The organism is Ancylothrix sp. D3o (assembly GCF_025370775.1).
Lineage (GTDB): Bacteria > Cyanobacteriota > Cyanobacteriia > Cyanobacteriales > Oscillatoriaceae > Ancylothrix.
In genome coordinates, this window is the sequence record NZ_JAMXEX010000016.1 from 108,885 (window position 1) to 120,204 (window position 11,320).

At 42.7% G+C, this 11,320-nt stretch carries 10 protein-coding genes and 2 riboswitches; of the genes, 9 read left to right on the forward strand and 1 reads right to left on the reverse strand.

The window, feature by feature from the left end; translation table 11 throughout:
• Window positions 1–17: 17 nt before the first annotated feature.
• Window positions 18–749, reverse strand: a complete 732-nt coding sequence (locus NG798_RS21615) for an urea amidolyase associated protein UAAP1 (protein ID WP_261225777.1) — start codon at window positions 747–749, stop codon at window positions 18–20.
• A gap of 104 nt (window positions 750–853) precedes the next feature.
• A riboswitch (guanidine-I (ykkC/yxkD leader) is annotated at window positions 854–971 on the reverse strand.
• Between the two features lie 344 nt (window positions 972–1,315).
• Between NG798_RS21615 and NG798_RS21620 the strand changes: the two genes are divergently transcribed.
• From NG798_RS21620 to NG798_RS21660, 9 genes are all read left to right on the forward strand, one after another.
• Window positions 1,316–2,077 carry a biotin--[acetyl-CoA-carboxylase] ligase gene (locus NG798_RS21620; RefSeq protein WP_261225778.1) on the forward strand — a complete coding sequence of 254 codons (762 nt, stop codon included), beginning with the start codon at window positions 1,316–1,318 and terminating at the stop codon, window positions 2,075–2,077.
• 136 nt (window positions 2,078–2,213) lie between these two features.
• Window positions 2,214–3,596: an allophanate hydrolase gene (atzF, locus tag NG798_RS21625; protein WP_261225779.1), complete on the forward strand. Its 1,383-nt coding sequence runs from the start codon at window positions 2,214–2,216 to the stop codon at window positions 3,594–3,596.
• Between the two features lie 48 nt (window positions 3,597–3,644).
• The gene (locus tag NG798_RS21630; protein WP_261225780.1) at window positions 3,645–4,040 is read left to right on the forward strand and encodes a hypothetical protein; all 396 of its coding nucleotides are present in this window, start codon (window positions 3,645–3,647) and stop codon (window positions 4,038–4,040) included.
• A gap of 42 nt (window positions 4,041–4,082) precedes the next feature.
• A complete protein-coding gene (gene bioA / locus NG798_RS21635; protein ID WP_261225781.1) occupies window positions 4,083–5,384 on the forward strand; it encodes an adenosylmethionine--8-amino-7-oxononanoate transaminase in 1,302 nt (433 codons plus the stop codon).
• Window positions 5,385–5,395: 11 nt separating this feature from the next.
• A complete protein-coding gene (gene bioB / locus NG798_RS21640; RefSeq protein WP_261225782.1) occupies window positions 5,396–6,415 on the forward strand; it encodes a biotin synthase BioB in 1,020 nt (339 codons plus the stop codon).
• A 222-nt stretch (window positions 6,416–6,637) separates the two neighbouring features.
• A riboswitch (guanidine-I (ykkC/yxkD leader) is annotated at window positions 6,638–6,753 on the forward strand.
• Between the two features lie 153 nt (window positions 6,754–6,906).
• Window positions 6,907–7,947: an ABC transporter substrate-binding protein gene (locus NG798_RS21645; RefSeq protein ID WP_261225783.1), complete on the forward strand. Its 1,041-nt coding sequence runs from the start codon at window positions 6,907–6,909 to the stop codon at window positions 7,945–7,947.
• Window positions 7,948–7,976: 29 nt separating this feature from the next.
• A complete protein-coding gene (locus NG798_RS21650) occupies window positions 7,977–8,828 on the forward strand; it encodes an ABC transporter permease (protein ID WP_261225784.1) in 852 nt (283 codons plus the stop codon).
• Window positions 8,829–8,877: 49 nt separating this feature from the next.
• Window positions 8,878–9,654, forward strand: coding sequence for an ABC transporter ATP-binding protein (locus NG798_RS21655; protein WP_261225785.1), 777 nt, complete (start codon window positions 8,878–8,880; stop codon window positions 9,652–9,654).
• 145 nt (window positions 9,655–9,799) lie between these two features.
• Window positions 9,800–11,215: a hypothetical protein gene (locus NG798_RS21660; RefSeq protein ID WP_261225786.1), complete on the forward strand. Its 1,416-nt coding sequence runs from the start codon at window positions 9,800–9,802 to the stop codon at window positions 11,213–11,215.
• Window positions 11,216–11,320: the final 105 nt, after the last annotated feature.

Below are 11,320 nucleotides of genomic sequence, written 5' to 3' on the forward strand. Positions count from 1 at the left end.
GGCTTTTTTGTCGAGGTTTACTGAACAAATAAGGCATCTGTGTTAATGAAACCGCGCACAACTTCGGGGTTGGCATTGCGGCATAAATCATCGGCTGCGGGGGCGGGAGATTTCCAGATTTGTAGTTGAATTGGTTGGGGGTCGTAAACTGAATTTGGATGCAAAACGTGGGGGCAATTAGAAACAACGACTAAGACGTTCATTTCGGCGCGTAAATCGATAAAGCTGCCGGGTTTTTCGCAGCCTTCAACGTAGACCATTTTGCCATTTGGTTCTACGGCAATGCGGCTAAATAAGTTGAAGTTTGGCATGATGTCTCGTTTGGTTAAACCCCAACGTGCCAAGCCTTTTAAAAAGTTTGTGCGGGAGTTTTTATAGTCGCCTTCGCCATATTTTGCGGCTACAGAATTGGCATTGCTACAACCAGATAATAAGTCATGGTAGCCGCTGGTATCTTCGGTGATTGAAAAGAGGATTCTCCCCATGTCTGTATATAACACCATTCCTTTTTTTAGAAAGGCGTTAAATTGGATTTTTGCTGTGTCGGCGACGTTGAGGCGTTCAAGGGGATTGTCGGCGTTATAACACAACATTGATACGCCTTGGGAACCTTTTAAATCTGTGATTCTGAGGGTGTTTCCGCGTTTAATTATGCCGGTCCAATAGTCTCCGCCTCGGATGTTTTCTTCTATTAAAATAAGGTTGGAATCGAGGCCGGCAGTTGTTTGATTTGAAAGCGATTGAACCATATACTCCTCCTAAAAATTATCGGTTTTGCGAGTATTCAAGGATTCCGATTTCTTTGCAACTGCAAAAGCCCAGGAGTTTACCATCAGCAGTTTCTACTGTGTGGCTCTCCCGGGCTTTTCTCCCGCCGTGTACCGATTTTTTGGGGTTGAAATCGGCGCCTTCTCTCGGACCAGTCATCTAACAGTCTCATCTGCTAAACCGGAACCCTAGAAGCTCATTCCTGTTCTCTATGCAATTTTTGGGTAACTTGGGGTTGGTTCCCTGAAATCTGGGTCACTATTGTTGATTATAACAGGGGATTGTGGTAAATCTGTATAGACAAATACATTTTTTAGCGAATTTTGTGGGGCCGGTGGAAATAAGAAATTTTTTAACCGCAGATAAACGCAGATGGACGCAGATGTAGAGACGTTCGCAGCAGTTCGTCTGTACTTTTTTAAGGCAGATGTGGTATGAGGTTTAGTGATATGGTAGAAGCTATAAAAAATTTTTGTTTTAAGGAAAAGCTAGAATTTATAGGGTTTTAACCGGCAAAATTAAGAGGTTTTTTTGGGAGTAACAAATCTTGGCTGAAGAATGTTTTTTATCGGGAACTCAAACTTGGTTACACTATCTCGAATCTTGCCAAAGTACGAATTCTTGGGCAATGGAACAAGGTCAAAATTTGGCGGATGGGGATGTGGTTTTTACTCGCAATCAAACGGCGGGACGGGGACAGCATGGCCGCAGTTGGATGTCACCGGCAGGAGTTTTAACGGCGAGTTTTATTTTGGATAATTTGCCGGTTTCTCAGTTACCAGGTTTAAGTTTGAGTGCCGGTTTGGCGGTGGTTTATGCGGTGGAGGAATTATTGCCAAATTTACAGGGAAAATTGCGTTTGAAATGGCCTAATGATGTGTGGTTAAATGAGCGGAAGTTGGCCGGTATTTTGTGTGAGGCAACTACGAGTTTTTCTCGCAGTCGTGCTATTGTTGGTATTGGCTTAAATTGTTGTGTTGATTTACCGGCTTTGGGGCTGGATTCTGCAATTAGTTTACATGAGGTTTGTGGTGATGTGCCGGCAGATTTGGTATTGTTGGAACGTTTGCGTTATTATTTGTTGCAGGCGAAATCAATTTTGTGTCAAGGCGAGGCCGGTTTAGCTGTTTTGCTGCCGGAATTACGTCGGCGAGATTTGCTTTTAAATCGAGAGGTTGTGTTAGATTTGGGAGGGGAAGAATTTCGGGGAGAGGCTGCCGGTTTGGATGCAGAAGGTCGATTTTTGTTGCGGTTGGCGGATAATACAATTAAGCCTTTTTCTTCGGGTCGTGTGATTCGTTTTATTTAACCTTAAATTGAGGGGCCGGTATTTTTGGGGCCGGCATTTTTGGGGCAATCGCAGGCGGAACGCCTGCGCCACTTATTCAGGGGATTTAGATTGTGTTTGTTTTGATAAATTTGTTTTGATAGAAGAGGAAAAATTTATGAATTCCAATGAATTTTTGAGCTTAGATTTGAGAAGTTTGGCTGCTGTTTATAACAGTGGTAAATTAACACCGGCAAACGTTATAGAATTAGTTTATGAACGCATCGAAAAATATGCAGATCCGGCAGTTTGGACTTGTTTAATTCCACCGGCAGAATCTCTCGAACGTGCTGAAAATTTGATGGCACAAAATGCTAAAAACTTGCCTTTATATGGTGTGCCGTTTGCCATAAAAGATAATATTGATTTAGCCAATGTGCCAACAACCGCCGGCTGTCCCGCCTTTGCCTATATCCCAGAACGTTCGGCTACTGTAGTCGAGAAACTTTGTGCAGCCGGCGCGATTCCGATTGGCAAGACGAATATGGATCAGTTTGCCACCGGCCTTGTCGGCACTCGCACACCATATAAAACTTGCCGCAATCCCTTTGATAGCCGTTATATACCAGGCGGTTCGAGTTCCGGTTCTGGGGTGGCGGTGTCTGCCGGCCTGGTGAGTTTTGCCTTGGGCACGGATACGGCGGGATCGGGTCGTGTGCCGGCGGCGTTTACAAATATTGTCGGATTGAAGCCAACGAAGGGACTCCTCAGTACGCGGGGAGTGGTGCCGGCGGTACGCAGTTTAGATTGTGTATCAATTTTTGCTCTCACTTGTCGAGATGCGGAGGCGATTTTGCAAGTTGCGGCGGGTTTTGATGTAGAGGATGCTTTTTCTCGATTGGCGCCGGTGACAAATTTGCCGGAAAACAAAAATTTAAGGGTAGGAATTCCGGGGGAAAGTTATTTAAATTTCTTCGGAAATTTGGAAGCCGAAAAACGCTATCGAGAAGCAATTGATCGCTTACAAAAATTAGGTAATCAAATTGTAGAAATTGATTTCAAAGCCTTTGCAGAAACCGCCCCTTTATTGTATGATGGCCCTTGGGTAGCGGAAAGATTGGCAGCCGTTGGTGAGTTTTTGATGCAGAATAAAGACGCGGTTGATCCTATCGTTTATGAGATTATTTCTGGGGGTAGCCGGTTTGATGCTGTGACAACTTTTAAAAGCTTTTATCACTTAGCAGAATTGAAGCGTCAGGCAGAAATTCAATGGCAATCAATGGATGTTTTAGCCCTTCCCACCACCGGCACAATTTATAGCGTCGAAGAAGTGCAAAAAGAACCCTTTTTACTCAATCGCAATTTGGGACTTTATACCAATTTTGTCAATTTACTTGATTTGGCAGCAATTGCTTTACCGAGTGGATTTCAAAATAATAAATTGCCCACAGGAATAACATTGATGGCACCGGCATGGAACGATGCTTTTTTGTGCCGGTTGGGTGCAATACTTCATGCTGAGTTGGGTGGAAAATTAGGCGCAACAAATGTTTTGCTTTAGGCGCAATATCGGGGTAAAATTAAGACAAAATTTGATAGGAAGCAGAGGATGGAAGAAAGAATCAAAATTGCTGTGGTTGGGGCCCATTTAACCGGCCAGCCTCTCAATTATCAACTAACAGATGAGGGTGGAACTTTGGTAAAAAGTTGCAAAACCAGTCCTATTTACCGGCTTTATGCCCTCACCGGCACAAATATTCCAAAACCCGGTTTAATTCGTCAAGGAAATGGCGAAGGATATGCAATTGAAGTGGAAGTCTGGGAATTGCCGGCGGCAGGTTTTGGCCGGTTTGTAGCGATGATTCCCTCACCTTTAGGAATAGGTACTTTAGTGTTAGAAGATGGCGAGGAAGTGAAAGGATTTTTGTGTGAATCTTTTGCCGTTAAAAATGCCGATGAGATTTCTGAATTAGGGGGTTGGCGAGCTTATTTAGCATCAAGATAGGGCAAAAAAAACAATAGAATTAATCAGGGAAAGGCTATTAGGATGAATCAAGATATTAACGTTTCAGAATCACCAATCTGGCAACCATTTACCCAAATGAAACTTGCCCCAGCGCCGTTAAAAGTTGTGCGGGGAAAAGGGGTATGGTTAGAACTAGAAAATGGGCAAAAAATTCTTGATTGTATTTCAAGTTGGTGGGTGACAATTCACGGACATTCACACCCGGATCTCGCTGAGACGCTTTACCAACAAGCGCAACAATTAGAGCACGTTATTTTTGCCGGCTTTACCCACGAACCGGCAGAAAAACTTGCCCGGAAAATACTTTCCCATCTCCCTCAATCTTTGACGCGAGTTTTCTTTTCTGATAACGGTTCCACTTCTGTCGAAGTCGCCCTCAAAATGGCTTATCAATATTGGCGCAATCGTGGCGAACCTAACCGGACAAAATTTTTAGGATTTGAAGGCGGTTATCATGGTGATACTCTTGGGGCAATGTCTGTAGGCAGAAGTTCAACTTGGTGGCAGCCCTTTTATTCCCTTATGTTTGCTACAGATGTTGTGCCGTTTCCCGCAACTTTTGACGGCGATGAGAAAGTGGAAATTAAAGAAAATAAAGCTTTAGAAAAAATCGAAGCTTACTTGAAAAAACGCGGCGAACAATATGCCGGTATTTTTATAGAACCACTGGTGCAAGGTGCCGGTGGGATGCGAATGTGCCGGCCTGAATTTTTGCAAAAATTACAACAACTTGCCCGTCAATTTGGCATTCTTTTAATTTACGATGAAGTGATGACCGGCTTCGGACGCACCGGCCAATTATTCGCTTGTTTAAAATCGCAAACCACCCCCGATTTATTATGCCTTTCCAAAGGAATCTCCGGCGGATGTTTGCCGCTTTCTGTAACGATTTCCAGCGAAGAAATTTATCAAGCCTTTTACAACGATCAACCCCAACAAGCCTTTTTACACGGTCATTCCTACACCGGCAACCCGCTTGCTTGTAGCGTTGGAGTCAAATCTTTAGAATTACTAGAACAAAACCCCGCCTATCAAAACCTCGAAACCCAACACCGCTATTTTTTAAACAAATGGTTGGCAGATCATCCCCTCATTGAAAACACCCGCATTTGCGGTACAATTTCCGCAATGGAAGTCAAAACAGAAACAGAAAGCGGCTATTTTAACGCCATTGCCCCAATTCTTAAAGCCAGATTTTTAGAAGAAGGCTTTTTATTGCGTCCCCTTGGTAATACTATATATATGATGCCGCCTTACTGCATTACTGCTGACGAATTGGAATCAATTTATCAAGTAATTCGCCGCGTCCTTGATAGCCTTTAGGAGTCTTACAAATGGTCTTAACTTCCGTTATTTCTACTACCCCAGACTGGAATAATTTTGCTGAACGTTCTCTTGCAGGAGAATGTCTTTCTCGTCAAGAATCTTTGGCTGTTTTGCAAGCACCTGATGAAGTATTATTAGACCAACTTAGCGCCGCTTTTAAAGTCCGCCGGCACTATTGGGGAAACCGTGTACGTTTGCATTATTTACTTAATGCACAAAGTGGTCTTTGTCCCGAAGATTGCCATTATTGTTCGCAATCAAAAATATCAACGGCTGAAATTGAAAAATATCCGCTTTTGGCAAAGGAAAAAATCTTAGAAGCTGCCGAAAGAGCAAAACAACTGAAAGCCGGCACTTTTTGCATGGTGATTTCGGGCCGGTCGCCCAATGAATCAACTTTTAGCCGTGTATTAGATGCCGTTCAAACTGTCAAGCAAAATTATGATTTAAAGATTTGTGCTTGTTTGGGATTGTTGAGTGAAGAACAAACAAAAAGACTGGCAGCGGCGGGGGTGGATCGAGTTAATCATAATTTGAATACTTCTGAATCAAATCATGCAAGTATTTGTTCAACTCATACCTTTGATCACCGGCTGGAAACCGTGAATCATGTCAAGGCTGCCGGGATAACGACTTGTTCGGGTGGCATTTTGGGAATGGGCGAATCAAACGATGATGTAATTGATTTGGCGCTTTCCTTGCGAAATTTGGGCGTGACGAGTGTGCCGGTGAATTTTCTCATCCCGATTCCGGGGACACCGTTTGCCGGCTTGCAGGCGTTGAACCCGCGTCAGTGTTTGCGTATTCTTTGCCTGTTTCGATTTTTGTTGCCTTCTCAAGAAATTCGGATTGCCGGTGGTCGAGAAGTGCATTTAAGAAGTTTGCAACCGCTAGGTTTATACGCCGCAAATTCAATTTTTGTGGGCGATTATTTGACGACGCCAGGACAAGCGGCTAATCAAGATTGGGAGATGATTAAAGATAGCGGTTTTGTCTTAGAATCTGCTGATGGTTCGCCTTTGGGATAAGGCAAATTTCCAAAAAAAACGCGAGGGGTGGGCAATGTCCACCCTTTCTTGAGACCGTTAGGCTGAATAAATTACAGAAAAAAAATATTCAAAATGCCTGGTTTTGTATTAATTGATACTTTACTTAGTGATGGATTAAGAGAATATAAGGTCAACCATTGAGCAAAACAGTTAAAACATCGTTAAAGATGTCTGTTAGGCCGGTTCAACATTTTAAAACAAAAAAAATGCTTCTAGGGTTCCGACTTTTCAACATTAAAGTGTCTGGTCCAAGAGAAGCAAGCCGTCAACTTACCCCAATTTTGTCGGCTACACGGCGGGATAAAAGCCCGGGAGAAGTTTAGTAACCCCCCAGCGGGTTGCGCTTCTTCTGGGCTTTGTGTTTTGGGATTTTTTAGCTTTCTTTGGCAGAAAAATCTAAGACAAATAACTGCCGATTTAGCTGCAAAATATTTGTTAATTCCTGAATTATTTTCATGTAGAAAGTTTTGATGAAACTGCGATCTCTTTTATCTTATATAGCGCTGTTTTTGGTTAGCTTAACTTTAGCTGTAAGCTGTACCAATCCTGCTGTTTATATCACAACAACTAACTCTTCGGAAACCGCCAGCGGAACGGGGGTTAGGTTAGGTTTTAGTGCATGGCCGGGGTGGTTTCCTTGGCAAGTTGCAGCGGAACAAAAGATTTTTGAGGCGAATAATGTTCAGGTAGATTTAAAGTGGTTTGATGGTTATTTAGACTCAATTAATACGTTGACGGCGGGACAAATTGATGCTAATTCCCAAACCTTGAATGATACGATTAGTTCGGTGGCCGGTGGGGCCGATCAAGTAGTTGTACTGGTGAATGATAATTCCACCGGCAATGATAAAATTATCGTCGCTGAGGGCATTAATTCCATTGAAGATTTAAAAGGTAAAAAAGTTGCCGCTGAAGAAGGAACCGTCGATCATTTTTTATTGCTTTTAGGGTTAAGAAAAGCGGGATTAAGCCCCAAAGATATTAATTTTGTTCCCCTGGAAACCGGCAAAGCTGCGGCGGCGTTTGTTTCGGGACAAGTTGATGCGGTGGGGGTGTTTGCACCGTTTACTACTCAGGCTTTAAAACGTTCTGGTAGTAAGGAATTATTTAGCTCAAAAGATTTTCCGGGGGCTATTCCTGACCACTTGGTATTTACCCGCAAGTTTGTCAATGAACAACCGGAAAAAGTACAGGCAATAATTGATGCTTGGTTTGCCACTTTGGAGTATATGAAAAATAATGCAGAAAAAACAATTGAAATTATGGCAAGGCGGGCCGGTGTGAGTGTTGGAGAATATAAAGAATATGCCGAGGGAACGAAAATTTTTACCATTGAAGAAAACCTGAAAGCGTTTCAACCAGGAACGGATATCACTTCTCTTTATGGTGCCGGTGAGGAAATGTCAAAATTTTTAATGGAGGTGGGATTGGCAACAACCAAACCCGATTTAAGTAAGGTTTTTGATGACCGATTTATAAAAGCCTACGCCGCCAAAGTCAATAAATCTTAAGTTGCCCTTTAATCGCCAAAAAATAAACTATGAATGACGATTTTGATCCGCAACCATTACGACCTTTTATGAAGGATAAAACCATCCGCCCTACGGTTTTCTGGCGGTTGGCAGAAGACATTCCCAAACCTTTAAGTACGGGATTGGCAATTGCATCTATTGCTGTGCCTTTCTTGCTGTGGTGGTTGGTAACAACTCTGGGAAATGTTGACCCTAAATTTCTGCCTTCGCCGGGGAAAGTTTGGGAAGCTTTTGGCCGGCTTTGGAGTACCCGCGAACTTTTAAAAGATACGGTGGCAAGTTTATGGCGGGTGGGGGTAGGGTTTTTGTGGGCGGCGCTTTTTTCGATTCCTGTTGGCGTTTTGATGGGGAGTTTTCCCAGTATTCGCGCTTTGCTGGAACCGATTTTTGGCTTGATGCGATATATGCCGGCACCGGCTTTTATTCCCCTGTTAATTCTTTATTTGGGAATTGGCGAAGAACCGAAAATTATGTTAATTTTCATGGGGGTATTTTTCTTTAATTCACTGATGGTAATGGATACGGTGAAGTTTGTTCCCAAAGATTTAATCGAGGCGACTTATATGCTGGGAGGAAATCGTTGGGAAACGCTAACTCAGGTGATTTTACCCCACGTTTTACCCGGAATTCTTGATGCTTGCCGCATCAATTTAGCTGCTGCTTGGCAGTTGGTAATTGTCTCGGAATTGATTGCGGCTTCGGAAGGTTTAGGCCGGCGAATTAGTGTGGCGGGCCGGTTTCTAAAAACCGATGAAATTTTTGTCGGTTTGATTGTGATTGGAATAATTGGATTAACATTTGATTTGGTTTTCCAATATTTCCTCAATGTTAGCTGTAAATGGGCAAGCCAAAAACGCTAACATTTGTTTCTGTTTATCAATTACTTATTTACTTACGGAGGCTAAACTCATGTTTTTACAAATCAACAACCTGCACAAGCATTTCGAGACAAAAAACGGCAAATTAGTCGTTTTAAAAGATATTAATATGACCATTTATGAAGGGGAATTTATCTGTGCTGTAGGCGCATCCGGTTCGGGCAAATCGACTTTGCTGCGGCAAATTGCCGGTCTTGATAACCCCACAACAGGAGAAGTAAAAATCGATGGAAAACCTGTCACCGGCCCCGGCCCAGATCGCGGGATGGTATTTCAACATTACACGCTTTATCCTTGGATGAATGTACAAGAAAATGCCGAGTTTGGATTAAAATTACAAGGCGTTTCCAAAAAACAACGCCGCGAACAAGCAAGTTATTATTTAAATGTGGTGGGATTGTCAAATTTTGCCCAATCTTTGCCTAAAGAATTATCAGGAGGAATGAAACAACGGGTAGCAATTGCTCGCGCTTTGGCTTCGCAACCAAAAGTGCTTTTGATGGATGAACCTTTTGGCGCTTTGGATGTTCACACCAAGGAATCTATGCACGAGTTTATGCTTGATTTGTGGCGGCGTACTAATCTGACAATTTTTATGATTACCCATGATGTTGAAGAGGCGGTTTTTCTGTCAAATCGTATTTATGCTTTGGGTGCTCGTCCGGGGACTGTACGAAAGGAAATTCCGATTAATTTGCCCCATCGCAGTCACAGTGTGAAACGTCATTCGACTTTCCATGATTATCGGGATGAGTTAATGGAATTGTTGCGGAAACATGGGCAGGAAGCGCAGCTTGCGGCAGCTTAATTTTGTTGTTAATAAGCCGGTTTGTTTAAGAAACCGGCTTTTATAACCTCGAAAATATTAAATTTTATGTCAACATCCGGCCCCATAAAATAGATTTGTTATAGTGAACAGGTTTTTAGCTTAAACGAACGGAAACAGTTTTACTATGTTGGATGCCGCAACACTTTTTGACGAAAGTTTTTATCTTGACAATAACCCGGATGTTGCTCTTGCTGTCAAAGAGGGAGTTTTTAGTAGTGGGTTTGATCATTTTATGGAGTTTGGCCGGTTTGAAGCCCGCGATCCAAGTGAGTTTTTTAACACCAATTTTTATCTAGGAAAATATAGCGATGTTCTAGCGGCTGTGCAGCAAGGAAGAGTTACAGCCTTTGACCATTTTATCGCCAACGGACAATTAGAAAAACGCGATCCTGTTTCTTGGTTTAACACAAGTCTTTATTTACAGAACAACCGCGATGTTGATGCGGCTGTCAAAAAAGATCCAATCACCGGCATCCAACATTTTATCGATTATGGAATCAAAGAAAACCGATCACCTGCCAAAGTTTTCCCAATTTTAGATAGGATTCTGGTAGGCAATAGCCGAGGCGATAATGTTGTTGCTTATAACTCAAAAAGCGGCGAATTTTTAGGAACACCTATTCCTAAAAATAGTGGGGGTTTAGTTGCACCAGATACTCTGCTTTATGGCCCCGATGGTAATGGTGATGGTGTCTCAGACCTTTATATTAGTAGTGGCGATAAACCGGCCAATTCTAATCAGCTTGGGGCTTCGGCTATTTTGCGTTATGACGGGGTGACAGGGCAATTTATTGATGTTTTTGTTGGCGATAATCCTAACACAGCCGTTGATGAAACAGGCGGTTTATATCGTCCTTATGGGGTAGATTTCGGCCCGGATGGTAATCTTTATGTCAGCAGCTTTTTAACCGATCAAATACTGCGTTATAACGGCACAAACGGCCAGTTTATTGATGTTTTTGCCAGCGGAAATCAACAGGCCGGTGGTTTAAATGGCCCGAATGGTTTATTATTTGCTCCCGATGGCAATCTTTATGTAACAACTCAGGGAAGTGTGGCAAAAAATGGCGAAGCTGATTTTAGCGCCGGTTTGCCTTCTCAGGTTTTGAAGTATAATTTGCAAACCCGTCAATCAAGCGTATTTGCATCACCGGCAGTCTCCCCAAATGGCGCAGGATTTATTAGTCTATTGGGAATGCAAATCGGGCCTAAAGATGGCGATATTTATGTCAGTGATTTTGCCAATGATATCCGCCGTTATGATTTAGAAACCGGCACCTTATTAAATACTGTGTCAACTAATTACACCGGCACTTCACCGAGTAATAATTTCACCGGCAATTTAGCATTTTCTCCCAATGGGAAACTTTATACCATTGGGTTTGATTACACAGAAGCCGGCAATAATATCGGTGCAATTTTGCGTTTTGATAGCATCACCGGCCAGCCTCTTCCCGCTGCGGCTAATTCAGGAGCGATTTTTGTTGCGCCGAATAACAATTTAGTTCGACCCATTGGATTAACCTTTTTTGAAGGTTAAATTTTTACTTGAAATAAGAAAGCCGGTTGGGTGCATCTCACTTTTGCGAATGTATCAAGTGGAAAGTTGACCATTGAGATAAGCACAGCGAAGAGAAAGAATAGA

Bases quoted from the DNA above. Each gene is read 5' to 3' on its own strand.
- NG798_RS21650 (WP_261225784.1), top strand. From the start codon at position 7,977: ATGAATGACGATTTTGATCCGCAACCATTACGACCTTTTATGAAGGAT.
- atzF (WP_261225779.1), top strand. From the start codon at position 2,214: ATGAATTCCAATGAATTTTTGAGCTTAGATTTGAGAAGTTTGGCTGCT.
- NG798_RS21615 (WP_261225777.1), bottom strand. From the start codon at position 749: ATGGTTCAATCGCTTTCAAATCAAACAACTGCCGGCCTCGATTCCAAC.
- NG798_RS21645 (WP_261225783.1), top strand. From the start codon at position 6,907: ATGAAACTGCGATCTCTTTTATCTTATATAGCGCTGTTTTTGGTTAGC.
- NG798_RS21660 (WP_261225786.1), top strand. From the start codon at position 9,800: ATGTTGGATGCCGCAACACTTTTTGACGAAAGTTTTTATCTTGACAAT.
- bioA (WP_261225781.1), top strand. From the start codon at position 4,083: ATGAATCAAGATATTAACGTTTCAGAATCACCAATCTGGCAACCATTT.
- bioB (WP_261225782.1), top strand. From the start codon at position 5,396: ATGGTCTTAACTTCCGTTATTTCTACTACCCCAGACTGGAATAATTTT.
- NG798_RS21630 (WP_261225780.1), top strand. From the start codon at position 3,645: ATGGAAGAAAGAATCAAAATTGCTGTGGTTGGGGCCCATTTAACCGGC.
- NG798_RS21655 (WP_261225785.1), top strand. From the start codon at position 8,878: ATGTTTTTACAAATCAACAACCTGCACAAGCATTTCGAGACAAAAAAC.